Below are 24,165 nucleotides of genomic sequence, written 5' to 3'. Positions count from 1 at the left end.
AGTGAATTCATTTTTTTAGGTCTAAAAACTCAAAACATGTTTAAAACAATCATTAAAACCGCTCTTCGGGTTTTCTGGAAAGAGCGCGCCTATGCATTACTCAATGTATTAGGCCTTACCGTGGGCATTACTGCCAGCATGCTATTGCTCATTTATATTCAGGGCGAAAAACAATACGATCAGTTTCATTCAGATGTAGACCGAATCTATCAGATGATGGAAAATCAGGACTATTCTGGAACGGTTTTCACTACATCGGCAAACCCTGGTCCGCTCAAAGATGCTATGAAGGAAGCTATGCCTGAGGTAGAGCATTTTGCCCAATTCACTTGGGAGCAAGAACGATTATTTACTAATGGAGACCAGAGCTTTAAAGAAACCGGCCGTGTAGCGAGCGAAGATTTCTTCCATATTTTCTCCACCAAATTTATCGAAGGTTCAAAAGAAAATTCATTAGTAGAGCCAACCGTTCTTTATTTATCGCAGAGCTTAAAAGAAAAGATATTCGGAGAAAATACTGCCTTAGGTCAAAGCCTTTCGGTTAATGGCTGGGGAGAATACCGAGTGGGTGGAGTATTCGAAGATGTGCCTACAACTTCTTCAATGACCTTCGATTTTGTAATGCCCTATGAACCTTGGTTCAGACAGAATGATTGGCTGGAAGACTGGGGTAATAATGGCATCAGAGGAATGGTGAAACTTCAGCCAGGAGTAGACTATCAAGCCTTTAACGAAAAGATAAAAGGGTTTGTAAAAGAGCGAAACGAGGGCTCAGTGGTCGACCTATTCCTTTTTCCACTTAAAGATCTTTACCTAAAAGGCAGCTGGGAAGATGGCAAGCAATCTGGAGGCAGAATAGTATACGTAAGGCTATTTTCGGTAGTAGCCATTTTCATTTTAGTAATTGCCTGTATCAACTTTATGAACCTAGCCACAGCAAGGTCTACCAAAAGAGCTAAGGAAGTAGGGGTGAAAAAAGTGGTTGGGTCGTCTAGAAAGCAACTGGTTTTTCAATTCATTGGCGAGTCCACCATTATGGCGCTCATTTCGGCATTGCTGAGTGGCCTATTCATTTCCTTACTTATTCCCTCCTTAAATGAGCTCATTCAAAGAGAGCTGACATTCAGCTACCAAAACGTTAATCAAATTGGGCTGCTGATTGGAGTTGGGCTAATAGTTGGTGTTTTGGCTGGAAGTTACCCGGCCATGATTCTATCCAGCTTTAAACCTGTGAGTGTTCTCAAAGGAAGTTTTAAAACTTCAGGTTGGTCGAACGGAATTAGAAAAGGCCTTGTAGTTTTTCAATTCCTAATCTCTACATTTTTGATCATCTCAACTTTGGTCATCCATCAACAAATGGAATTTGTGAAGAACAAAAATCTAGGCTATCAGAAAGAAAACATTGTTTACCTGCCTATTGAAGGAGACTTAGCCAATGAGCAAAGTGCTGAGCTTTTCATGTCTCGGGTTTTAGATAACCCCAGTTTTACAAATATCACAGTGGCCAGCAACACCCCAATTAATATTGGTTCGTCTACCTCTGGTGGGTACAGCTGGGAAGGAAAAACGGATCAAAATGAAACACTCTTTAATGTATTGCAGGTAGGCGAAGGCTTTATTGAAACCTTAGGGATGGAAATGCTAGAGGGTAGAACCTTCGACCCTAACCTAGTTAGCGATACGCTCAACGTGATTATTAATGAGCAAACGGCAAAAGCCATGAATGTTGAAGATCCTTTGAATTACCCAGTCACTTTTTGGGGTAGAACCGGCAAGGTAATCGGGATTGTTAAAGACTTTCACTTCAGCTCTCTTCACCAAAACATCGACCCTATCGTTATCTCGCTTCGGCCTGAAAACGCCAATTACTTTATAGCTAAAATGAATGGTAATACGGAAGCAGGTATTGGCTATCTAGAAGATTTAACCAAAGAATTGAACCCCAACTACCCATTCACTTATAGATTTCTAGACGAAACCTATGAAAACCTATACCGAGGAGAAACCACCATTGGTTTGTTGGCCAACTATTTCTCTGGTATTGCCATTTTCATTTCACTTCTAGGTCTATTTGGCTTGGCGAGTTTTGCCGCAGAACAAAGGAAATTGGCATTAGAAAAGTCTTAGGGGCTGGCATTCTAAATCTGATGCTAATTATGTCTAAAGGCTTCTTGGTGCTTGTAGGCGTTGGCTTTTTGATTGCAGCGCCTTTGGCCTACTTTTTTATGGATAATTGGCTTGGTGATTTTGAATACAGAATTCAGATCAGCGCCATTGTCTTCCTCATTGCAGGAGTAGCTTCTTTGCTAATCACTATAATGACCGTTGGCTATCATTCTATAAGAGCAGCCAGTGCAAACCCAGTAAAGAGTTTGAGGTACGAGTAAGGTCGAAACGAAGTAATGTCAGATGCGCTCTCACGAAACAGTATTTCGTTGGGAGCGCATTTTTTCATCCAAAACCTGAACAATACTGCCATTTTCACCAATAGCATTGGGCTTAAAAGCGGAATCCATTAACTTATTCGGCCAATTGATTATTGCTAATTTCTAATTGACAATTCAACTCAGCACCTATGAGCCATAAAATTCAAACCCTTTCAGGATATATCCACGAATACCAAAAAAGTGTACTTGAGCCAGAAGCCTTCTGGTCCAGAATTGCGGAATCTTTTCATTGGCGCAAGTCTTGGGATAAGACCTTAGAATGGGATTTTGAGGGGCCAGACGTAAAGTGGTTTGTCAATGGCAAGCTCAATATCACGGAGAACATCTTTGAAAGATACCTCTACACCAAAGGCGATACACCTGCAATTATTTGGGAGCCAAACGACCCGAATGAAACCAACCGAATTGTTACTTATCGAGAGTTGTATGAAATGACCAACCAATTTTGCAATGCTTTGCAGGCGCAAGGAGTTGGCAAAGGCGACAGGGTAATTATCTACATGCCAATGGTGCCTGAGGCAGCAGTGGCTATGCTGGCCTGTGCTAGAATTGGAGCCATTCACTCAGTAGTTTTTGCGGGTTTCTCCTCTTCTTCTCTAGCCGATAGAATCAATGATTGCGAAGCCAAAATGGTGCTTACTTCAGATGGCAACTTCAGAGGAGCCAAGCAAATTGACGTTAAAGAAGTGGTAGATGAGGCTTTAGAAAAGTGCTCCTGCGTAGAAAAAGTAATTGTACTGAACCGAACAGGACAAGATGTGTCTATGAAAGAGGGTCGTGACATCTGGTGGCATCATGCCATCGAAGGTCAACCTAAAGAATTTAAGGCAGTTGAAGTGGATTCTGAAGACATGCTTTTTATTCTCTACACCTCTGGCTCAACGGGTAAACCAAAAGGTGTGGTTCACACTACTGGCGGTTATATGGTTTACGCACAGTATTCCTTTGAAAATGTATTTCAGTACACTCAGGGAGATGTTTATTGGTGTACTGCAGACATTGGTTGGATTACAGGTCACTCTTACATTGTATATGGCCCTCTGCTCTCTGGAGCCACTACCCTAATGTTTGAAGGGGTTCCAACCTTCCCTCACGCGGGTAGGTTCTGGGAAATCTGCGATAAATATGAAGTGAATCAGTTCTACACAGCTCCTACCGCCATAAGAGCTTTACAAGCGCATGGGCTAGAGCCAGTGGAACCTTACAGCCTTCAGTCATTGAAAGTAATAGGTTCGGTAGGTGAACCTATCAATGAAGAGGCATGGCATTGGTATCACGATCATATTGGAAAGGGCAACTGCCCGCTAGTAGATACTTGGTGGCAGACAGAAACTGGAGGGATTATGGTTTCGGCCTTAGCAGGAATTACCCCAAACAAGCCAGCTCATGCTTCACTTCCACTTCCAGGTATTCAGCCTATCATTGTGGATGCTGATGGAAAGGAACTTACTGGCAACAATGTAGAGGGAAATCTCTGCATCAAATTCCCATGGCCTTCTATTCTTCGCACAACATATGGCGATCATGAAAAGTGTAAAAATGTCTATTTCTCGACATATAAAGGCATGTACTTTACTGGCGATGGTGCCAAACGCGACCATGATGGCTACTTGAGAATTCTGGGTCGAGTAGATGATGTAATTAATGTTTCTGGCCATAGAATGGGAACAGCTGAGGTTGAAAATGCCATCAACGAACATCCGAAAGTGATAGAGTCAGCAGTGGTGGGTTATCCTCACGATGTGAAAGGACAAGGCATTTATGCTTATGTCATCTGTGATATGTCTGGCAGAACCGAAGAAAGCCTTAAAGATGAAATTAAGGATACGGTTCGTAAAATCATTGGGCCAATTGCCAAGCCAGATGTGGTGCAGATTGTGCCAGGCCTGCCAAAAACCCGCTCTGGAAAAATCATGAGAAGAATTCTGCGCAAAGTGGCCAGCAAAGACCTCTCAAACCTTGGAGACACCTCCACGCTCCTTAATCCTGAGGTAGTAGATGATATAATTAAAGGAGCGGGGCTTTAATCAGAAAAGATTCGTTTGAGTGCTTTGTGTTTCAGGGATATGTAAATCATATCCCAATTCCTCGTTCAGCTTTTTAATGAAGTAGCCAGAAAGCAATGGAGACGCTTTTTCAAGATTCTGATGAACGAAGAAGTAGATATTTCTCAAGCCGCCAATTTCAACCCAGCTTTTAATGCGCTCCAACCAGTCGTCTAAACGAGTGTAGTCAGAATCGTGATTGGCACCCACATAGCGAATGAAAACGTCTGGTGTGGTTAGGCGCATGTGTAGCAGGTCTCTTCGGCCAGCGGTATCAGTAATGATGTTCGATACATCATTCCCCTCCAAAAGCTTGTAGAATGACTCCGCTACTTCTGGATCATTCAACCAATCTGTGTGGCGCACCTCTACAGCCAGAGGAATTCCCTTTGGAAATTCAGTCAGGTATTTCTCCAGTCTGTCAAAGTTCTTAGGCGCGAAATTGTTGTGAAGCTGGAGGAAAACCATTCCTAACTTCTCTTCCAGACCTGCTAATGCATGAACATACTCTTCGGTATAATGACCTACATCATTCAGCCTTTTCATATGGCTGATCATCTGATTGATCTTCGGAAAGAATTTAAAGTCATCTGGAGTTTTATCTGCCCATCCTTTGTACTGCTCCTTGTTATAGAAATTATAAAAAGTCGCGTTCAACTCAATGCTATTGAACTGAGTAGCATAGTAGGTCAGCTCATCCTTAGTGCCTCTAGGATAGAACCCTTTCAAATCGGAACGGTTCCATTTCGCGCAGCCAACGTAAACAGCAGGCTTACCTTTGTAGTCTGATTTTTCTAGAACAGAGGCAGTTCCCGAATGATCTTTCGGTAAAGTAAAATCTATTTCTTCTGGGTTGGAGACGCTTCCGAATTTCATATAAGATGTTTAGAACCCAAGTTAATACGATAAAGGCAGATTTTCGATCTTATCTTACCCCAACCTTGAAGGGTAATAAGTTCGAAAATCCGGAGATCCCCTTCAGGGTTAGGGTAAATCGAGGGTAGACTAACCCGCCCAGCCTTCTCTGTCGAGGCTTCGGTATTGAATTGCTTCGGCTAAGTGCTCAATGCCAATGTTCTCTTTGCCATCAAGGTCGGCAATGGTTCTGCTAACTTTAAGTATTCGATCATAAGCTCTGGCAGAAAGTCCGAGCCTTTCCATAGCAGTTTTAAGAAGGGTCTTTCCAGCTTCATTAATCTGACAAAGCTCTTTTACCATTTGGCTGCCCATCATGGCATTGGAATGAATGCCTTCCGTTTTAAATCGCTCTTGCTGAATTTTTCTTGCGGATATTACTCTTTCACGAATTACTTCACTGCTTTCCGCTTTGCGGTTCTGAGTCATCTCATCGAAAGACACAGGTGTTACTTCTACATGTAAATCGATTCGATCTAAAAGAGGCCCGCTTACTTTGTTCAGGTATCGTTGTACTTGACCTGAACCACAAACGCATTCTTTTTCCGGGTGATTGTAATAACCGCATGGGCAAGGGTTCATGCTAGCAATGAGCATAAAGTTGGCAGGGAAATCTACCGAAAGTTTTGCTCGGCTGATGGTCACTCTTCGTTCTTCTAGCGGCTGACGCATAACTTCCAATACGGTTCTTTTAAACTCTGGGAGTTCGTCAAGAAATAGCACCCCATTATGAGATAAAGAAATTTCACCGGGCTGTGGAACTCCACCTCCACCAACTAAAGCCACATCTGAAACCGTATGGTGAGGGCTTCTATAAGGTCTTTTAGTGATCAGTTGAGCATTCGAACCTAGTTTTCCAGCTACACTATGAATCTTAGTGGTCTCCAAAGCTTCCTGCAAACTGAGTGGAGGAAGAATAGATGGAAGCCTTTTGGCGAGCATGGTTTTACCGGCTCCCGGAGGGCCAATCATGATTACGTTGTGTCCGCCAGCGGCAGCAATTTCTAACGCTCGTTTTATATTCTCCTGACCCTGAACGTGCGCAAAATCAGCTTCATAGTCATTCAGGTGGTTGAAGAAGTGCTCACGGGTATCATAAGTGATGGGTTCAATTGGTCTGGATCCATCCAAAAACTCAATCGCTTCCACCAAATTAGTAACTCCAATAATGTCTAAGTTATTGACAATGGCCGCCTCATTGGCATTCTCCAAAGGAAGTATAAAGCCTTTGAATCCATTCTTTCTAGCTTCAATGGCAATAGGTAAAGCGCCTTTAATTGGACGAAGCGTTCCGTCTAAAGCCAATTCACCCATAATGACATACTTCTCTAAATCATCTGCAATGATTTGGCCTGAAGATTTGAGCACGCCTAAAGCAATGGGTAAATCATAGGAAGAGCCTTCTTTGCGGATGTCGGCCGGAGCCATATTCACCACCACCTTCTTGCGAGGCATTCGGTACTCAAAATACTTGAATACCGACTCAATGCGGTGCTCACTTTCCTTTACGGCACTATCGGGCAGGCCAGAAAGCCAAAACTTGGTTCCATCAACAATGTTGACTTCAATAGTAATTATTTGCGCATCTACGCCAAATACTGCACTTCCATATCCTTTAGACAGTTCCAATTGTGTGTTTTTCTATTAATTGAATGATGATGTGAATCACCTTGATGTGTATTTCCTGAATTCTATCGGCATAGCCAAAGTGCGGAACACGAATTTCTACATCGGCTAATTCCGCTAGCTCACCGCCATTTTTACCCGTAAAGGCCACCACTTTCATTTTCTTTTGCTTGGCCATAGCCGCAGCTCTCAGAATATTGTTTGAGTTGCCACTTGTGCTTATGCCAACCAATACATCGCCTTCTTTTCCTAGCCCTTCAATGTATCGGGAGAAAATGGCATCGTAACCAAAGTCGTTAGAAACACATGAAATATGGCTTGGGTCTGAAATAGCAATGGCTGGCAATGCTTTTCTGTCTTCCCTATACCTTCCGGTAAGTTCTTCAGCAAAGTGCATGGCATCGCAATGAGAACCTCCATTACCGCAGCTAAATAGTTTGTTGCCTGCATTTATGGCATCGGCCATTAGCATAGCAGCATCATTAATAGCTTGAATATTGGCATCGTTAGAGAGAAACTGATCTAATACTTTAGCAGCTTCTTTTAACTCGTTAAGAATAAGGTCTTGGTTCTCCATTTGGTTTGAGTAGAATAAATAAAACGAATTGGCGGGTAATAAGCCAAAAATTACTTGAATTAATCTAAACTGATTGCATGTGTGTTAGCTTGTGGTAAATGCCTCCAAGCTTTAATAGCTCTTCGTGAGTGCCTTGTTCAACTATGCGGCCTTTGTCCATTACCACAATTTTATCGGCATGCTGAATGGTGCTCAGGCGGTGGGCAATTACCACAGAAGTTCTGTTTTTCATCAGGTTGCTCAAGGCTTCTTGAACCAGCTTTTCTGATTCGGTGTCTAGGGCAGAGGTGGCCTCATCAAGAATCAGAATTGGAGGGTTTTTCATTATTGCTCTGGCTATGCTGATTCTCTGTCTTTGACCTCCTGAAAGCTTACCACCACGCTCTCCGATGTTGGTTTGGTAGCCATGCTCCAGTTCCATGATGAAGTCGTGTGCATTGGCAATTTTAGCGGCCTGAATAATGTCTTCTTCCTTTGCATGAGGCATGGCAAAGGCAATGTTGCTGGCCACGGTATCATTAAATAGAATAGACTCTTGAGTCACTATGCCCATTAAATCTCTGAGAGAGTTAATTTGAATGTCTTTGGTTGAAGTGCCATCGATAGTGATTGTTCCCTCTGTAGGATCGTAGAATCTTGGAATCAAATCGGCTAAAGTAGACTTGCCCGCTCCTGAAGAACCTACCAAAGCTACTGTTTCGCCTTTCTTAACTTCTAGGTTGATGTTCTGCAAAACAGGTTCCTTCTCATAAGTAAAACTCACATTGTTGAAGCTGATGGAGTTCTTAAATTCTTCGACCTGAGTAGGGTGTAGTGAATCTTCGATTTTTGGTTTTTCATCAATCAGCTTGAAAATTCTTTCAGCAGAAGCAAGACCGCGCTGAATATTGCTAATGCTTTGCGATATACTTTTTGCAGGGTTCAAAATCTGGCTGAAGACAATAATATAGGTGAGAAGTTCTTCTGCTTCAAGGTCGCTTTCATTGCTCAGTACCAAGTTTCCACCTACCACAAGGAGGGTAGCCACCACAATTATTCCCAAGAATTGAGATGTCGGGGAAGCTAGTTCGTTCTTCCGAGACATCGACATGCTAATCTTCTTGTATTGGTTGGTTTCCTTATTGAAAAGATCATTCACATAACCTTTGGCATTGAAAGCCTTTACAACCCTCATTCCACCAAAAACCTCATCCATCAGATTCACTATTCGACCCAAAGACTCTTGACTTAGAATAGCTTTCTTTTTAAGCCTTTTCACAATTTCTGAAATGATTGTCCCCATAATCGGGAAGAAGATCAAGGTGAAAAGCGTGAGCTTTACAGAGGTGAAAAACAGAAACGTTAGATATACAATAATTGTGGCAGGCTCTCTAAAAAATACTTTAATGGAGCTAATCAATGTTACCTCAATTTCCTGGACATCGTTGGTCATTCGAGACATAATGTCTCCTTTTCTTTCTCCGGCAAAGAAGCCTAAGTGTAAACCAGTGGTGTTATTGAATACTTTATTTCGAATTTTTTGAATCACCTCAGCTCTCAAATATCCCATTGTAACATTGGAGAGGTAGGTAAAAAGGTTCGACAGCATAGCTGATGTACCTATAACTATACTCACATAGATTAGAATGCTATTCTTGCCGTAAGCCTCTTTTACCTCAAGCAGTTTTTGATAAAACAGTCCTGTAAAATAAGAGCCGCTCAAACTGAATTCGCCAACATTAGCTAGTTTAGCTAACTCTTCTTCTGTTTTAGTTTCGAAAATTACCTCGAACAATGGCTTCAATAGGGCCAAGTTCATAAGGCTAAAAATGATTGCTAATAGGGCAAAAACTATGTATTGCGGGAAATACCTGTGGTAAGGTTTAGCAAATGAAATTATCCGACCGTATGTATTCATGAGTTAATCGGCTGGCAAGTTATGTAAATAAAAGCTTTGTTTAGAATTCGTGCTCTCTTTGCGGAAGGTTCCAGCGTAAAGAAAGCATGGTCATAAAGCTGCTAGCCGACCGTGCATCAATCTCGCTATCTTTCTTTCTGTAAATGTTTTTCCAGTCTAAGAACACGTTGTGCAACAGCATGTAGCTTCCGGTTAGTTCGAAATAAGTATTGGTGGTTGCCACTCCTTGGCCAATTTCAAAGTCGCCATTTTGAACTCTGTTGTCTGTGTCACTCAACACGTAACCACCATAGCTAATACCATTTTCGTCTTCTCCATACTGGGTCCGAATAAGTTTGCCTGTCACAAAAAGTTTAGGGATTGGCTGGTATCTACCCACTAGAGCAAGTTCTTTTAGGTTAGCTCCCATAGGGTGAGCCAATGGATTTCTGTAGTTAGAAAAACTAAGGGCTGGTCTTTCATAAGCATACAGGTAAGGCCTTGCGATATTCAATTCTGCCTGAAGATCGAGGTTAGAGATGTTGAAAGCATTCAGATATTTACCGCCTAATTGCACGCCAAACTTATTTCTCCAGCTTCCACCAGACCTGAGTTCGCTAATGACAAACTCATCGAAGATAAACTGTCCATAAATCTGGTATTGCTTCTTTAAGTTCAGCTTAAAGTCCATTCCTATTAATGTATTGTCAGGGCTGCCTTGTTGCTGCTCAATAGACCTATAGAAAATTACAGGGTTGAAGTAGTTGATATTGGCGCTATCGGCCACAATTGCCTCGAACAAACCTACTTCTAGGTTGGGCAGAATGCTGACATCAATTCTGTGTGAGGCTAAGAACTTTTTCGGATATTTTCCATCTCCCGGGTTTTGACCCGCAAACTCAATGTCTTCCGTTAGCTCAGCAAACAGATTAGTAAGTCTAAAAGGTCCCAATTGAGTGGTGATTTTCCCGAAAAGCATTGGGCTAGAGAAGTCGGAAAGCATCAAAGAACGCATTCCATTTCCCATAAAATGCTTGTCGTACCCAGTTTGCACGTTAATGCTTTTGGTTAGGTTGAAGGTCAAATAACCTCGGGCATGGAAGAAATCCCACGTTCTGCTGTTTCCTTCACCGTCTTTCCAGAATCCTTCGTTCGGGAAGGCCCGGTTGGTTCTTATGAAATCATGAACGTACATAGGAAACCTTGCCTGAGTAGTAGAAAGCATGGAGTAGAAACCAATCTTTCCATCTATCTCGCCCTGAATTTCTGCTCCCCTGGTGTTGGTATATAAAACCTGGTCTTCATCGCTACCTTTTCCTCCAGAAAAAGTGAGGGCTGGGTTTATTCTCAGAACAAAGTCATCCGTTTTATACACATAAAAGTCAGACTTTCGCTCGTACATTAAGTCCCACCAGCTTTTTGGGTTGTCATTGAATTTCGACTTGGTGTTATACCAGTTGTCATTCATAAGGAATTCATAGTTGAACTTGTCTAGCTCAGACATGCCCTCATATTCTCCTTCAATGTTTAATAGAAAGTTCGATAGCGAAGCTCTTCTAATGGGTTTCAATGTGGTTTGCAGCAAATTATCTTTGCTGGTGTACATAATCTGAAACCTGTCTATTAAATGATAATAGTCTCTGTTATAAGGAATGAAAGTGTTTTGAGCTTGCAGATCGAAGAGCAGAAAGCCCAATAGCGTGGCGATGAATAGCTTTTTCATAGTTGAAATTCAAGGTGAAGATAATAGTTACTGAGGCTAGAGCGATAGAAAAAACTCAATTCATTGATTTTTATTTAATTATAAAAGAAAGATGTTTGTGTGGTTTAACGAAAGTCACTACATTTGCAGTCCTTTTTGAGGGAGATATAATTTAGACGCCATGAAGAAAGACATTCATCCTGATTATAACACAGTTGTATTTTACGATACTTCAAGTGAGCACAAATTCTTAACTAAGTCAACTATGACTTCTAGTGAAACCATTGAGTGGGAAGATGGTAATTCTTACCCTGTGATTAAAGTGGAAGTTTCTTCTGCATCACACCCTTTCTACACTGGTAAGAAACTATTTGTTGATACTGCAGGACGTGTTGAGAAATTCAACAGACGTTACAAAAAGTAATCAGCTTAAAAATACTTTAAGACATTATCTAAGTCTCCATTTTTTCAGATGGAGACTTTTTTATTTTTGTGCATGGATATTGCGCTTTTCGATTCCCCCGAAATAAGAACACAATTACTGCCATTCACATTTACTCGCCCAGTCGCAGAAATTAGGGTTGGTATTCTTACCATCACTGAAAAGTGGGCTAAGCGTGGGTTCAATTGTGGCTTTTCTACCCAAGACTACCTTCAAACCAAATACGCAAAGAGTGACGCTTCACTAGAAATTAATGGTGCTCTTTGCCCTAACAGTGGTTTGGTAGATGCTATCAAAGTGCTAAAAGCGGGAGAGGAACTTGTTTCTGGTGATACAGTTTTAGCCCGACATTCAGGTGGAGGTAAAACAATCGCATTTTCTGGCGAATTCACGCTTATTGAACATACTTGGGACATTTTCAAAGAAAATAGAGGTGAGATAATCGCTGATTTTCAGCTGCTGACTGCGGGCAGAACATCACAAGAAATTACTGATCCGCACACCATTGTGTATGGCAAGGAGAATCTATTCATTGAAGAAGGTGCGAGCATTAGAGCCGCCATTATCAATGCTGAAGGTGGGCCTGTTTACATTGGCAAAAATGCTCAAGTGCATGAAGGTGCCATTATAAGCGGAGCCTTTGCACTTTGCGAGAGTGCTCATTTGAATATGGGAGCGAAAATAAAAGGTGATACTACCATTGGTCCTTTCTCTAAAGTTGGTGGTGAAATTGGCAACTCAGTAGTTTTTGGCTACTCCAACAAGGGGCACGATGGCTACATGGGTAACTCTGTTTTGGGTGAATGGTGTAACCTTGGTGCCGACACCAATACCTCTAACCTTAAGAATAACTACGCAATGGTGAAGCTCTGGGATTATGCTTCTGGAAGATTTGCCAATACTGGTTTGCAGTTCTGTGGCCTAATGATGGGCGACCATTCCAAGTGTGGAATCAATACCATGTTCAATACTGGCACTGTGGTTGGCGTAGGTGCTAATATTTTCGGAGCGGGTTACCCAAGAAATTTTGTTCCTTCATTCTCATGGGGCGGAGCGAATGGTTTTGTTACCTTTCAGCTTAGAAAATTTGCTGAGGTAGCGCAGGCAGTAATGCAGCGTAGAAGCAAAGATTATGATCGGGTAGAGCAAGACATTATTCAGCATGTATATAATGAAACTGCTCAATATAGAATTTGGGATAAAGCATGAGGTTTCAGGATATTCCGGGATTAGAAAACACTAAGAGCCAACTCATAGAGGCGGTAAAGGGTAATCATGTGGCCCATGCTCAGCTATTCGTTGGTGCAGAAGGTTCGGCCAATTTGGCAATGGCCTTGGCATTTTCAACCTATTTGAATTGCGAAAACCCAACTGATACCGATGCTTGTGGTGTTTGTGCTAGCTGTGTAAAGAACAGCAAATACATTCACCCAGATGTAAACTTCGTTTTTCCTTCGGCAGCCACCCCAAAGTTTAAGAGAGAAGATGCTACCAGCGATAAATTTTTGGTAGAGTGGAGAGGTTTTCTTTCTCAAACGCCTTACGGAAATGTGACCGATTGGAGTAATCACTTTGGCTGGGAGAACAAGTTACTAATGATTCCTCGGCAAGAGAGTAGAAATATTGTTCGTGCTCTTTCACTCAAGTCTTTTGAGGGAAAGTATAAGGTAATGATCATTTGGCAGCCTGAATTAATGAATGTTAATGCTGCCAACGGAATTCTGAAAATCTTAGAAGAGCCACCCGAAAACACCATTTTCATTCTGGTTTCTAATGATTCTAATAAGCTCCTAACTACTATACTTTCTAGGGCACAGCAACTCAGAGTACCTTCTTTTGAAGATGAAGATGTTAAGTCTGTTCTCACAGAAAAAAGCGCTCTTTCAGCAGCAGAAATAGACCAGATAGCCTATCGAGCAAATGGTAGCTTAAGAAAGGCCTTGGCAGAAATTGATGGCACAGGTAATGAGGCCAATGATTATTTCAAAGACTGGATGAGACAGTGTTTTACTTTCAACTTTGAAGGGCTCATTAAGCAGGCTGATGATTTTCAAAAGAAGGGAAAAGAGTTTCAGGTGGGGCTAATGGGTATTGCTAGCAACTACATGCGAGAAACTTTGCTGCAAGGCGTAGATTCATCTTCAATTTCAAGGTTGCCAGATCAGGAGCGTGGTTTTATAGAAAAGTTCGCGAGCGTTTTTGTGCCTGAGAAGATTGCTAGAATATCCCCTCAGTTCGATGAGGCGCAATACCATATTGAGCGGAATGCCAACCCGAAAATTCTCTTTCTTGATTTATCGCTTTCCATTGCCCAAATTGCAAGAGCCAAAAGCAATTAAATGTTTAAAAAAGCCATTACCATTGGAAGGGCAGATAAAGTAGATTTGCCCGACTTTATGCTGTTTAACATTGATGCAAAGGTCGATTCGGGTGCCTATACTTCAGCCATAAACTGTTCTAAAGTAAAGGTAAAAACGGTAGACGGTGAAAAAGTCTTGTGCTTCAGTATTCCTGGAAATAGAATCCATGAAAAGAAAGCCAGAAGTTTTTCTACTACCAATTTTGTTCAAAAGAGAATAAAAAGTTCCAACGGGTCGATAGAAGAGCGTTATGTTATCAAAACACACATAGAGCTTTTTGGTCACAAAATACTTACAGAGTTTTCGCTTTCCGATCGCAGCAAAATGAAATTTCCAATCCTTTTGGGAAGAAAGTTGCTAAGGCAGGGCTTTGTAATTGATGTTAGAAAAAAGAACCTATCATTTCAAAAGAAACATAAAAATGAAGATAGCAGTACTCTCAAGAAATAGCCAGTTATACTCAACAAGGAGACTGGTTGAGGCTATCAAAGCAAAAGGTCATGAGGCCTTAGTAATAGACCACCTAAAGTGTGACTTAACCATTGAAGAAACGGGACCAAAAGTTTACTATATGGGTGAAGAACTCACCGATATTGATGCTGTAATCCCTAGAATTGGTGCTTCTGTTACCTTTTATGGTACCGCTGTAGTGCGTCAGTTTGAAATGATGGGCGTTTTTAGCGCAACTTATTCCCAATCAATTGTCCGCTCACGAGATAAGCTGAGGAGTTTACAGCTCTTGGGAGGTGCTGGTTTACCTTTGCCAAAAACTGCTTTCACCAACTATTCTAGAGAAGATAAAAGCTTGCTCGAACATGTGGGGGGAGCACCAGTAATCATCAAGTTGTTAGAGGGTACTCAAGGTTTAGGTGTGGTTTTGGCCGAAACCAGAAAAGCAGCTCAGTCGGTTATTGAAGCCTTTCATGGTCTTAAAGCCCGAATTATAGTTCAGGAATTTATCAAAGAAGCTAAAGCTTCTGATTTGCGTGTGTTTGTGGTAGACGGAAAAGTAATTGGAGCAATGAAGAGAACTGGCCAAGAAGGTGAGTTCAGAAGTAATTTACACAGAGGAGGAAAGGCAGAGGTAGTGAAGTTGTCGCGAAGCGAGAAGTCTGTGGCAATTAAAGCCGCCAATGCAATGGGTTTATCTGTGGCAGGTGTTGACCTACTTCAATCGAGTAGAGGGCCACTTATTCTTGAGGTGAATAGTTCTCCAGGTTTGGAAGGCATAGAAAGAGCCACAGGAGTTGATATTGCTGGAAATATAATCGAATACATCGAGAGAAATCAACCTAAGAAAAAGGGCACAATTTCTAAACTGAAAGCTTAATGAAGGTAAAAATAGGCACAAGGGGAAGTAAGTTGGCGCTTTGGCAAGCCTATCATGTGCAGGAGAAGCTAGAAGCTGCTGGAATGGAAACAGAGATTGTCACTATTGAAACTAAAGGTGATAAGATCCTCGATGTTACCATTGCGAAAATTGGTAGCAAAGGGGTGTTTACTGAAGAAATTGAAGAGCAACTGGCCAATGGTTCTATAGATATAGCAGTGCACAGTGCCAAAGACATGCAGTCTTCACTGCCAGATGGTTTTGAGCTCATCGCTTTTATGGAGCGCGAAGAAGTGAATGATGTTATCGTCAGTCATAAAGAAAATATATCCCTAGAATCGAAGGATTTGGTTTTGGGTACTTCTAGCACCAGAAGAATTGCGACCTTGAAGCATTTTTATCCGAATGTGAAGACAGTGCCAGTTCGTGGGAATCTTCAAACACGGATCAAGAAGATGGAAGAAGGAGCCTGCGATGCACTTCTGCTCGCTTATGCTGGTGTTCATAGAATGGGCTATGACGAAAAGATCAAATCGAAACTTTCGCTCGATGAGTTTATCCCAGCAGTTGGTCAGGGCAGTGTAGCCATTGAAGTACATGAAAGCTTAGACCCTGCAAAGAAGTTAAAGGTTTTAGGAGTACTTGACCATCAAGAAACAGCACATTGCTTAAAGGCAGAACGTGCATTTTTGAAAACCATGGATGGTGGTTGTAGTATACCAGTTTTCGGTTTGGCTCAGCTCAATGGCGAAGAGATTCAAATGAAGGGTGGAATCATTAGTTTAGATGGAAGCCAACGAATATTAAAAGAGAAAACAGGCCCTATTCATGAAGCAGAAGTGCTAGGTGTCGAACTTGCCAACGAAGTATTATCTTCGGGTGGAAAAGAGATTTTAGAAGAGATAAAAACGAGACTTGATAATGAATAAAATAAAAGTTTTAAGCCTCCTTTTAGCCATGTTTTTGATGGTTAATGCTTGTGGCGATGGTTCTAGTTCCGAATCGACCAACGATGTAGATCAGCCAAAGGTAGACTTATCTGGTAATGACTATTTGGTGACAATCAAGACAGATTTGGGTGAAATGAAAGCCATTCTGTATGACCAAACTCCTCAGCATAAGGAAAACTTTGTAAAACTCGCGAAAGAAGGATTCTATGATAGCCTTATTTTTCACAGAGTTATTCAGGGCTTCATGATTCAAGGTGGAGATCCTGAGTCTAAAAATGCTGCTCCAGGTCAAGGTCTGGGTTCTGGCGGGCCAGGTTATACCATTCCAGCAGAAATTCGTGAAGAATTGTATCACAAGAAAGGAGCACTTTCAGCTGCACGTCAGCGTGATGCAGTAAACCCTGAAAGAGCTTCAAGTGGAAGCCAATTCTATGTGGTTCAAGGAGAGGTACTGAACGATGCGAGTATTGCTCAATTCTCAGGGCCAAATTTTGCTGCTATCGGTGGAGCGCTTCAGTATTTAAGAAATAACAAGCCAGATCATGATCTGAATAAAACTTATGAAGAAGCCTATAATCAAGGTGGAGATCAGGCTTATGAAGCCAAGGTAATGGAGACGCTAGATCAACTAGAAGAAGCTACTGGCATTTCACTTAATAAGCCTGAGATGTCAGAAGCTAAGAAAGCAGCCTATCAAACCATTGGTGGTACGCCATTCTTAGATGGCGATTACACAGTTTTTGGACAGGTTATTTCTGGTCTTGAGGTAATTGATGCTATAGCAACAGTTCAAACAGCCCCTGGAGACAGGCCTGTGCAAGATGTGAGAATGTATATTTCCGTTGAGGAGATGCCAAAGAAAGAAATTGCTGAAAAATATAGCTATGACTATCGTATTCAATAAAAACACTTTGATAAAGGCTCTTTTTGGAGCCTTTATTTTTTTGAGTCTTTCTTGTGAAGAGAAGGATGAGCTAGTGGTTATATCAACCCCATATGGCGACATGACAGCAGTACTCTATGATGACACCCCAATTCATAAAGAGAACTTCTTGAATCTTACTAAGTCTGGTCAATTCGATTCAGTTGTTTTCCATAGGGTGATCGAAAACTTTATGATTCAAACCGGTGATGTTTCAACTGGAGTAGCGGAAGAAGCTGTTGATTACACGCTAGATGCAGAGTTCCTCCCTGAGAAATACATTCATGTAAAAGGGGCATTAGCAGCAGCCAGAACGGGAGATGCCGTAAACCCTCAGAAGAAGTCGAGCGGAAGCCAATTCTACATCGTTCAAGGCGAAACCTATAACGATGAAGGTCTGGCCACCAGAGCCGAGCGCAGATATAGCTTGAAAATTAATGGTCTGTTTACCAGAATGTATCGCTCTGATAGATACCCAGAATTAAGAGAGAAGGTGGAGTATCACAGAATGAAGAGTGAAGAAGACTCTACCTACGACTTTAACGCGGCTTACCAACAATTAATTCTAAACTCTATAGGTCTGATAGAAGAAGAGTTCGGAGATCAGACAGATCCGGGCTATCCTGATTGGGCCAAGAAAATTTATGCCACTACGGGAGGTGTACCTCATTTAGATGCCGAATACACGGTTTTTGGTAAGGTGGTTGAAGGTTTAGAGGTAATCGATAAAATTGCAGCTGTTCAAACTAACCAGAGAGATAAGCCTTTGGAAGATATTAGAATGACGGTGAAGGTAATTGAAGTACCTAAGTCACAGGTTACCAAAAAGTATGGAATAGAGTACCCTGAAAAGAAATAGCCATGAAAATACTCATCACAGGTTCTAACGGATTACTTGGCCAAAAGCTGGTTAAACTACTTTTAGATAAAGGAGAAGATACATTGATTGCAACTGCCAGAGGTGGTAATCGACTTCCTTACCCGGAGACTGACTATGTTTTCGACCAAATGGATATTACCGATAAGCAACAAGTGCTTGAGGTAGTAACCAAGCATAAACCTGAGGTGATTATCCATACTGCTGCCATGACCAATGTAGATCAGTGCGAGACTGAACGAGAGGCTTGCTGGGATCAGAATGTCAATGCAGTAAACTATTTGATTGAAGCATCGGCTAAAAATGACTGCTTTTTGCTTCATCTGTCTACTGATTTTATTTTCGATGGAGAAGATGGCCCGTATGACGAGAAAGCCAAAGCCAATCCTGTCAGCTATTATGGTGAAAGTAAGCTGGCAGCTGAGAAGCTTTTAGAGAATTCAACCATTAATTACGCCATTGCCAGAACGGTTTTGGTGTATGGTATCGCTCATGATATGAGCAGAAGCAACATCATTCTTTGGGTGAAGAAAAGTCTGGAAGAGGGTAAGGAAATCAAGGTCGTTGATGATCAGTTAAGAAGCCCAACACTTGCAGAAGACTTAGCCATGGGTTGCTATCTAATTGCTAAGCAGAAAGCTCCAGGCGTATTTAATATCTGCGGCAAAGATTTGCTCAATCCGTATGAAATGGCGCTCAAAACGGCCGATTTCTTCAACTTAGACACCAGTACCATGCAAAGGGCCGATGCTAGTAGCTTTACTCAAACAGCTAAGCGTCCGCCAAGAACTGGGCTGCTCATAGAAAAGGCCCGAACCGTGTTAGGGTACGAGCCTCATTCATTTGATGAAGGTATAGCCATTGTAGCTGGGCAGATTGAGAAATAGTGATTTGAAGTAGTTTGAGGGGTGTTTATTTTAATTGGATAAGAAGTCAACTTATAAGTAAGACCAATGGTGTAAATTTCTATTCACCTTTTGAGCACTATTTCTCAATAACTATACTGAACTTTGTCATCGCAACTACGGTTCACTAGCTAATGCAGGAAGTCATTATCGGCATATTATTTTTAGCGGCTCTGTTCTTTATGGGCCGAAAGCTTTACAGACAGTATAAAGCCAAAGACAGTAGCTGTGCTTCGGGTTGCGACAAATGCTCACCAGCTCCTTCGGCTAAGCCTTTCAAAATGCCTGATCACTTAAAAGGTTAGTTAAAAAATGTCAATCCCTTGTAGGGATATGAATATTCTTCTAATTTATTTTCTCATTTAATAGAAGGATATGAGACACACAATAACCTTTCTCTTAGTCTACTTGATTGCATTTAATGCATCGGCACAAAATATAGGAGATACCATTACAGTAAAACTTCAAAGGCATGTTGGTCCTGGTCCATTCTCTCAGAGTATGTCAACATTCAAGGCAAACCCAACTAGTGAGAGCCAACCTTTTTTTGCTCTACATGAAAAAACTTCTGGTTTACCAATAGAATATACCGAATTAAGTGTTGGCTCACTTTCATCTGATTTCAGGCAAATGGCCTATTATTCCGTAAAAAATGAGGTCTTAGACTCAGCTGAAAACTTTAATAAATGGTTCTCAAAAGAATCTCCAGAAGAGTTAGCTCAATTAACCACAGATTATGTCGATACCGAGGTTTCTATGGCCTATGGAAAAGCGAATTCTGAACACATTCTTATCATTGACAAAAATAATAATGAAGATTTTTCCGATGACGAGGTAATTAGCCTAGATATAGATAAGTACGGGTTTGAAGAATTTCAAAATCCACCAATATACTCCGCACTTATTGAGCGCTATAATAAAAAGGCCATAATTAAGGACTCAATTTACTTTGCCTTTCTTCCTTTAAAGCAAATGGGAAAGGTATACATGTCTTCGTCAGAATATAGGTCTGGAGCTTTTACAATGAATGGTAGACAGCATCACATTTTTGTCAATAATTCATTCTATGGAATTCAATATACCCCAGCTACCTTAAAGGTTCTTTCATCTAATAAACCGTACAACAAGGGAGAACCTAAAGTTTCTAAAGATGATCACATATCATTTAATGATTTCATTTTTGGAGATGAATTCGATTTTCAGATTGTTGGTATAGACTTAGAAGGAAATCAGCTCAAATTATTAGTCAGTGAGAAAAAGGAACGTAAAGGAACCTCTGTTGGACAGATTGCCCCAGATATAGTTGGAGTTCAATTGGATGGAACACCTTTTAAAACTCAACTGGGCAACACAGTTTTGTTAGACTTCTGGGGTACATGGTGTGGGCCTTGCATTGGCGAAATTCCTTTCCTTCAAGATGCTTACAAGGTGTTTAAAAGTGAGGGGTTAGAAATTGTAAGCATTGCCAATGATAAAAAGCAAACCGTTGAAAAATTCTTAACTAAAAATGATATGCCGTGGAAGCACTTGATGGAGAGTGAAGCTGGAACTGCAAAAAGTGACTTCCGCATTAGAGGCTACCCAACTACATTTCTTCTAGATAAGGAAATGAAAGTTGCCGAAAAGCAGACAAGGTTAAGAAATGTTATGCTTATAAGAACGCTGAGCAAACATTTTGACTTGAGCTTGGAAGAGGTTCAGAACAGGCTAAACAGCGGTAATGTAGTACTCAGTTTTGTTGGAAAAGACTTGATTAGCCTTAACGTTGAGGCTGAATTTATAAAAGGAACATCGCAGTTTTATCGTATTTCAGAAAAGAGTCAAAGCTTAGAAAGAGGCTTCGATATTGAGCCAGGTAATTATGAACTCAAAATACGAGCGTTGAGGCGGAATACTAGGGAGGTAATGGAAATCACACACAACATTAAAGTAGAGAATAGGAGTATACCACAAAGAATAGTGATTGACATAGATGAAAAATGAACTCAAAACTCTCTTTGGACTGGCATATTAATCCGTGAGCTAAATTATTAATGGTTTTAACCATTTCATTAAGCCCAAACCCTAGTGCCTTCTGAGCAGTTTTTGCACATTTCTATTTCGCTTCTCGATTTGATAAGGCTTTGGCGAAACCGAGTGTAAGATTCACCTCGCCAGATACTTTCGAAAGTCTGTTTCTTCATCTCACCTAACTGATAATGGGCATCTTTATCGAAACAGCATGGCACTACTTTTCCATCCCAAGTGATGACACATGAGTGCCACATCTTCCAGCAATGATTGATAAGCTTGTTTTTGATCGCCCATTTTCCACTGGAAAGCTGCTTATATCGGCTATATTTTTCAATGGTTGGGATAAGCTCTGAACCGTCTTCATAATCGTAAATCTGAGCAGTTTTGAAAGCCACTTCGTCAACGTCCAATTCATTGGCTAGCCTTTTCACATCATCAAGCTGATGCTCATTGGGTTTTACCACTAGGTATTGAAAAATGATATGAGGCGTCTTCGAATTCAGCTCCTTCTTCCACCTTACAATGTTCTTGGTGCCTTCAATCACCTTTTCTAGCTTTCCGCCTACCCGGTATTGCTCATAAGTTTCTTGAGTGGTTCCATCAATAGAAATAATGAGCCTATCTAAACCCGATTCTACCGTTTTCTTGGCCACTTTATCGTTCAAATAGTGAGCATTCGTGGAAGTAGCGGTGTAGATTTTCTTTGAGTGAGCGTATTTAACCTGATCTAAAAAACTTGGATTTAAATAGGGTTCGCCCTGAAAATAAAAAATGAGATAACTCAACTTGGGAGCCAGTTCATCAATTACGGATTTGTATATGTCATCTGCCAACATGCCCGTTGGACGGGTAAAATTCCTAAGCCCACTGGGGCATTCTGGGCAGCGAAGATTGCAAGATGTGGTAGGTTCTAGCGAGATACTAGTTGGCAAACCCCAGTGTACTGGCTTTTTGGTTGCCTTAGAAACAAGATAGCTACTTACTAGCTGAACCATGTTCCAAAACCTCCTTGGAGTAATTTTGGAAGCGTAATTCAGCCCATCGCGCCAGTTGCTATTCATTTTGTGAAGTTAGGGCGTGGAATGAACGGAGCAAAACAGAAGGAGATATTTGATGTATTCCTGCTGCCTTTCTTCGTAATAAGGCCTTTTATAGGACCCAATGAAAATATTGCACCCGTAGCTCCACCTTCTAAATCATTCTGAGCTGAGCGAAGAATCCTATCCAAGCAGAAGAAATGCATCGTATATGGTTGAATAAGATGCTTCGTACCTCAGCATGACTGTGACCGAAGCTACGTTGCCGCTCTTCCTTTGTTCATCTTGTGACCAAAAGAATTATTCAAATGTGTCTCCGAATGCTTGTGGATGATAACACCAATAAGAGCTAGAAATTGATCACATACGCTTCAGGGGAATAACAAAGAAACCTTGAACCTGATGTCGCAACGTCTAAGTCATTCTGAACACAGAGAAGAATCTTATCCATGCAGAAAGACATGTCTAGCTCGATAGGATGCTTCCCCCGATACTTCGTACCTCAGCATGACGGTAACCGAAGCTACATTGTCGCACTGCCTTTGTTCATCTTGAGACCAACAAACTTATTCAAATGTGTCTCCGAATGCTTGTTGATAACACCTACAGAAGCGAGTTATGCTATTCGTGAAAAAGGGGAAGAGCAAAATTGAGTCGTATATTTGCAGCTTTAATCTGGAAAAGAAATAGTTTTAATCTATGAAGCTCAACTTACTACTGCTTGGCCTAATTTTTAGCTTGAACCTGTCGGCACAATTTGTTCAACTTTCAGAAGATGCAGAGGTAAGTTTAATCACCGTGGGGCCGGGTCCTACTTTGGTAGATTGCTTTGGCCATAGTGCCTTGAGGGTGAAAGACCCTGCACTGAATTTAGATAAGGCCTATAACTACGGAATTTTCGACACTACAGAAAGTGGTTTTTATCTACGCTTTGCTGCTGGCACGCAACAGTACATGGTTGCTGCCTACGAATTCATCCGCTTTTTCGATAACTACAGAAGCCAAAACCGTTGGGTAACAGAGCAAGTACTGAACATTAACCTAGAAGAAAAACAGGCCATTTTTGAGTTTCTAGAAAACAATATCCTACCTCAGAATAGACTCTATCTATACGATCAGTTCTTCGATAACTGTGCTACTAAGCTCAGAGATATTCCAAAAAGTGTTTTGGGAGATAGGCTGGTTTTCAATGATGATCACATTACAGAAGAGGCTACTTACAGAGATTTGGTCGATGAAAACTCATTCAACCACCCGTGGATGGATCTTGGCATTGACATTGGCCTTGGCAACGTGGTGGACAGAAAAGCTGATGTGGAAGCTAGAATGTACTTGCCAGATTATGTGCTTTCTGGATATAACCACGCTACTATAAAGCGCAATGGACAAGAAGTGCCAGCCATTAAAGTAACCAAGCAACTATTCGAATCTGATTATTATGAGCAAAAACAAGAGAAGCTAAGCCCTACTTTGTTGTTCTCTGTAATAGCCTTAATTGTTATTATTCTGACGGTTAAAGATTGGCTTACCAAGAAGCGATCTCGCTGGCTCGATTTTACTTTGTTCTTTATCACAGGACTCATAGGCCTTATTGTATTACTCCTATGGGTGGCTACTCATCATACTACCACCATTAACAACTTGAATGTACTTTGGGCTTTTGCGCCTAACCTGATTATTGCCTTTTTTATGGTGAAAAAGGAGCCTAAGAAATGGTTGATGGTATACGCTCGTTTTCTGGTGATCTTACTTATCGCCATGACATTCGTATGGATTGGTAAGTTGCAAGTTTACAACACCGCACTTATTCCTATGATGATTATGCTCACTGTACGCTACGTTTATCTTTGGCAAAAAGGGCTTGGAGGAACTAGAAAAAGGGCTTTTTAAGCTATTTCTCAAAGTCACCAAGTAAACCGGGTTTCCGTCTCCTACTTTTGGCAAAGCTCTAACGAAGACAAGGATAGGTTCTGTGACTGGTGAGGCAGCAACGTCTAAGTCATTCTGAACGAAGAGAAGAATCCTATCTAGTATTATAACCACTGAAACAGACTACGAATTTCCCTTGCAGAGCTTAATAAGATGCTTCCCCGCGATACTTTGGGGCCTCAGCATGACTGTGACCGAGACCTCTTTTCTAT

Annotated in this window: 21 protein-coding genes; 15 read left to right on the top strand and 6 right to left on the bottom strand. The window is 41.3% G+C overall.

Annotated features, from left to right (window positions below):
* The first annotated feature begins 36 nt into the window (after positions 1-36).
* The 3 genes from T7867_RS05055 (at position 37) to acs (ending at position 4,474) form a co-directional block, all read left to right on the top strand.
* Positions 37-2,127 carry an ABC transporter permease gene (locus tag T7867_RS05055; RefSeq protein WP_322299910.1) on the top strand — a complete coding sequence of 697 codons (2,091 nt, stop codon included), beginning with the start codon at positions 37-39 and terminating at the stop codon, positions 2,125-2,127.
* A 20-nt stretch (positions 2,128-2,147) separates the two neighbouring features.
* The gene (locus T7867_RS05050) at positions 2,148-2,387 is read left to right on the top strand and encodes an ABC transporter permease (RefSeq protein WP_322299909.1); all 240 of its coding nucleotides are present in this window, start codon (positions 2,148-2,150) and stop codon (positions 2,385-2,387) included.
* Between the two features lie 188 nt (positions 2,388-2,575).
* Positions 2,576-4,474 carry an acetate--CoA ligase gene (gene acs, locus T7867_RS05045; RefSeq protein ID WP_322299908.1) on the top strand — a complete coding sequence of 633 codons (1,899 nt, stop codon included), beginning with the start codon at positions 2,576-2,578 and terminating at the stop codon, positions 4,472-4,474.
* Here acs and T7867_RS05040 read toward each other — a convergent pair whose 3' ends face one another.
* The 5 genes from T7867_RS05040 to T7867_RS05020 form a co-directional block, all read right to left on the bottom strand.
* The gene (locus tag T7867_RS05040; protein ID WP_322299907.1) at positions 4,475-5,368 is read right to left on the bottom strand and encodes a DUF72 domain-containing protein; all 894 of its coding nucleotides are present in this window, start codon (positions 5,366-5,368) and stop codon (positions 4,475-4,477) included.
* 129 nt (positions 5,369-5,497) lie between these two features.
* The gene (locus T7867_RS05035) at positions 5,498-7,036 is read right to left on the bottom strand and encodes a YifB family Mg chelatase-like AAA ATPase (RefSeq protein ID WP_245660199.1); all 1,539 of its coding nucleotides are present in this window, start codon (positions 7,034-7,036) and stop codon (positions 5,498-5,500) included.
* On the bottom strand, positions 7,023-7,610 hold the full coding sequence (lpcA, locus tag T7867_RS05030; protein WP_068216407.1) for a D-sedoheptulose 7-phosphate isomerase: 588 nt from the start codon (positions 7,608-7,610) through the stop codon (positions 7,023-7,025). The genes T7867_RS05035 and lpcA overlap by 14 nt, the downstream gene beginning before the upstream one ends.
* Positions 7,611-7,674: 64 nt before the next feature.
* Complete coding sequence (locus tag T7867_RS05025; RefSeq protein ID WP_322299906.1) at positions 7,675-9,507, bottom strand: ABC transporter ATP-binding protein; 1,833 nt, start codon at positions 9,505-9,507, stop codon at positions 7,675-7,677.
* A gap of 40 nt (positions 9,508-9,547) precedes the next feature.
* Positions 9,548-11,209 (bottom strand): hypothetical protein, encoded by a 1,662-nt coding sequence (locus T7867_RS05020; protein WP_322299905.1) that lies wholly within the window; start codon positions 11,207-11,209, stop codon positions 9,548-9,550.
* Positions 11,210-11,369: 160 nt separating this feature from the next.
* On the opposite strand from T7867_RS05020, the gene T7867_RS05015 reads away from it, so the two are divergent.
* The 11 genes from T7867_RS05015 to T7867_RS04965 all read left to right on the top strand — a co-directional run bounded on the left by T7867_RS05015 (position 11,370) and on the right by T7867_RS04965 (position 20,957).
* Positions 11,370-11,612, top strand: a complete 243-nt coding sequence (locus T7867_RS05015) for a type B 50S ribosomal protein L31 (RefSeq protein ID WP_068216401.1) — start codon at positions 11,370-11,372, stop codon at positions 11,610-11,612.
* A 72-nt stretch (positions 11,613-11,684) separates the two neighbouring features.
* On the top strand, positions 11,685-12,839 hold the full coding sequence (locus T7867_RS05010; RefSeq protein WP_068216398.1) for a GlmU family protein: 1,155 nt from the start codon (positions 11,685-11,687) through the stop codon (positions 12,837-12,839).
* Positions 12,836-13,969: a DNA polymerase III subunit gene (locus T7867_RS05005; protein ID WP_322299904.1), complete on the top strand. Its 1,134-nt coding sequence runs from the start codon at positions 12,836-12,838 to the stop codon at positions 13,967-13,969. The genes T7867_RS05010 and T7867_RS05005 overlap by 4 nt, the downstream gene beginning before the upstream one ends.
* Positions 13,970-14,440, top strand: a complete 471-nt coding sequence (locus tag T7867_RS05000) for an ATP-dependent zinc protease family protein (protein WP_068216393.1) — start codon at positions 13,970-13,972, stop codon at positions 14,438-14,440.
* Positions 14,412-15,320 carry a 30S ribosomal protein S6--L-glutamate ligase gene (gene rimK, locus T7867_RS04995; protein ID WP_068218427.1) on the top strand — a complete coding sequence of 303 codons (909 nt, stop codon included), beginning with the start codon at positions 14,412-14,414 and terminating at the stop codon, positions 15,318-15,320. The genes T7867_RS05000 and rimK overlap by 29 nt, the downstream gene beginning before the upstream one ends.
* Positions 15,320-16,249, top strand: a complete 930-nt coding sequence (gene hemC, locus T7867_RS04990) for a hydroxymethylbilane synthase (RefSeq protein WP_322299903.1) — start codon at positions 15,320-15,322, stop codon at positions 16,247-16,249. Before rimK ends, hemC begins: the two co-directional genes overlap by 1 nt.
* On the top strand, positions 16,242-17,174 hold the full coding sequence (locus tag T7867_RS04985) for a peptidylprolyl isomerase (protein WP_322299902.1): 933 nt from the start codon (positions 16,242-16,244) through the stop codon (positions 17,172-17,174). The genes hemC and T7867_RS04985 overlap by 8 nt, the downstream gene beginning before the upstream one ends.
* A complete protein-coding gene (locus tag T7867_RS04980) occupies positions 17,155-18,051 on the top strand; it encodes a peptidylprolyl isomerase (RefSeq protein WP_322299901.1) in 897 nt (298 codons plus the stop codon). Before T7867_RS04985 ends, T7867_RS04980 begins: the two co-directional genes overlap by 20 nt.
* Positions 18,052-18,053: 2 nt before the next feature.
* A complete protein-coding gene (locus T7867_RS04975) occupies positions 18,054-18,956 on the top strand; it encodes an SDR family oxidoreductase (RefSeq protein ID WP_322299900.1) in 903 nt (300 codons plus the stop codon).
* Positions 18,957-19,108: 152 nt separating this feature from the next.
* The gene (locus T7867_RS04970) at positions 19,109-19,279 is read left to right on the top strand and encodes a FeoB-associated Cys-rich membrane protein (protein WP_084375554.1); all 171 of its coding nucleotides are present in this window, start codon (positions 19,109-19,111) and stop codon (positions 19,277-19,279) included.
* Between the two features lie 70 nt (positions 19,280-19,349).
* Positions 19,350-20,957 carry a TlpA family protein disulfide reductase gene (locus tag T7867_RS04965; RefSeq protein ID WP_322299899.1) on the top strand — a complete coding sequence of 536 codons (1,608 nt, stop codon included), beginning with the start codon at positions 19,350-19,352 and terminating at the stop codon, positions 20,955-20,957.
* 68 nt (positions 20,958-21,025) lie between these two features.
* Here the strand turns inward: T7867_RS04965 and T7867_RS04960 are convergent, their stop codons facing one another.
* Positions 21,026-22,048: an SPASM domain-containing protein gene (locus T7867_RS04960; protein WP_322299898.1), complete on the bottom strand. Its 1,023-nt coding sequence runs from the start codon at positions 22,046-22,048 to the stop codon at positions 21,026-21,028.
* 675 nt (positions 22,049-22,723) lie between these two features.
* Here T7867_RS04960 and T7867_RS04955 point away from each other — a divergent pair.
* A complete protein-coding gene (locus tag T7867_RS04955) occupies positions 22,724-23,914 on the top strand; it encodes a lipoprotein N-acyltransferase Lnb domain-containing protein (protein ID WP_322299897.1) in 1,191 nt (396 codons plus the stop codon).
* Positions 23,915-24,165: the final 251 nt, after the last annotated feature.

Source organism: Roseivirga spongicola, assembly GCF_034376045.1.
GTDB lineage: Bacteria > Bacteroidota > Bacteroidia > Cytophagales > Cyclobacteriaceae > Roseivirga > Roseivirga spongicola.
This window is presented reverse-complemented; position numbering and strand designations above follow the sequence as displayed.

Excerpts from the sequence above, each read along its gene's own strand:
- T7867_RS05020 (WP_322299905.1), bottom strand. The coding sequence starts at position 11,209 with ATGAAAAAGCTATTCATCGCCACGCTATTGGGCTTTCTGCTCTTCGAT.
- T7867_RS05005 (WP_322299904.1), top strand. The coding sequence starts at position 12,836 with ATGAGGTTTCAGGATATTCCGGGATTAGAAAACACTAAGAGCCAACTC.
- T7867_RS04965 (WP_322299899.1), top strand. The coding sequence starts at position 19,350 with ATGAGACACACAATAACCTTTCTCTTAGTCTACTTGATTGCATTTAAT.
- T7867_RS05000 (WP_068216393.1), top strand. The coding sequence starts at position 13,970 with ATGTTTAAAAAAGCCATTACCATTGGAAGGGCAGATAAAGTAGATTTG.
- T7867_RS04970 (WP_084375554.1), top strand. The coding sequence starts at position 19,109 with ATGCAGGAAGTCATTATCGGCATATTATTTTTAGCGGCTCTGTTCTTT.
- T7867_RS04960 (WP_322299898.1), bottom strand. The coding sequence starts at position 22,048 with ATGAATAGCAACTGGCGCGATGGGCTGAATTACGCTTCCAAAATTACT.
- rimK (WP_068218427.1), top strand. The coding sequence starts at position 14,412 with ATGAAGATAGCAGTACTCTCAAGAAATAGCCAGTTATACTCAACAAGG.
- T7867_RS05010 (WP_068216398.1), top strand. The coding sequence starts at position 11,685 with ATGGATATTGCGCTTTTCGATTCCCCCGAAATAAGAACACAATTACTG.
- T7867_RS05055 (WP_322299910.1), top strand. The coding sequence starts at position 37 with ATGTTTAAAACAATCATTAAAACCGCTCTTCGGGTTTTCTGGAAAGAG.
- lpcA (WP_068216407.1), bottom strand. The coding sequence starts at position 7,610 with ATGGAGAACCAAGACCTTATTCTTAACGAGTTAAAAGAAGCTGCTAAA.
- acs (WP_322299908.1), top strand. The coding sequence starts at position 2,576 with ATGAGCCATAAAATTCAAACCCTTTCAGGATATATCCACGAATACCAA.
- T7867_RS05015 (WP_068216401.1), top strand. The coding sequence starts at position 11,370 with ATGAAGAAAGACATTCATCCTGATTATAACACAGTTGTATTTTACGAT.
- T7867_RS05040 (WP_322299907.1), bottom strand. The coding sequence starts at position 5,368 with ATGAAATTCGGAAGCGTCTCCAACCCAGAAGAAATAGATTTTACTTTA.
- T7867_RS04980 (WP_322299901.1), top strand. The coding sequence starts at position 17,155 with ATGACTATCGTATTCAATAAAAACACTTTGATAAAGGCTCTTTTTGGA.
- T7867_RS04975 (WP_322299900.1), top strand. The coding sequence starts at position 18,054 with ATGAAAATACTCATCACAGGTTCTAACGGATTACTTGGCCAAAAGCTG.
- T7867_RS05025 (WP_322299906.1), bottom strand. The coding sequence starts at position 9,507 with ATGAATACATACGGTCGGATAATTTCATTTGCTAAACCTTACCACAGG.
- T7867_RS04985 (WP_322299902.1), top strand. The coding sequence starts at position 16,242 with ATGAATAAAATAAAAGTTTTAAGCCTCCTTTTAGCCATGTTTTTGATG.
- T7867_RS05050 (WP_322299909.1), top strand. The coding sequence starts at position 2,148 with ATGCTAATTATGTCTAAAGGCTTCTTGGTGCTTGTAGGCGTTGGCTTT.
- T7867_RS04955 (WP_322299897.1), top strand. The coding sequence starts at position 22,724 with ATGAAGCTCAACTTACTACTGCTTGGCCTAATTTTTAGCTTGAACCTG.
- hemC (WP_322299903.1), top strand. The coding sequence starts at position 15,320 with ATGAAGGTAAAAATAGGCACAAGGGGAAGTAAGTTGGCGCTTTGGCAA.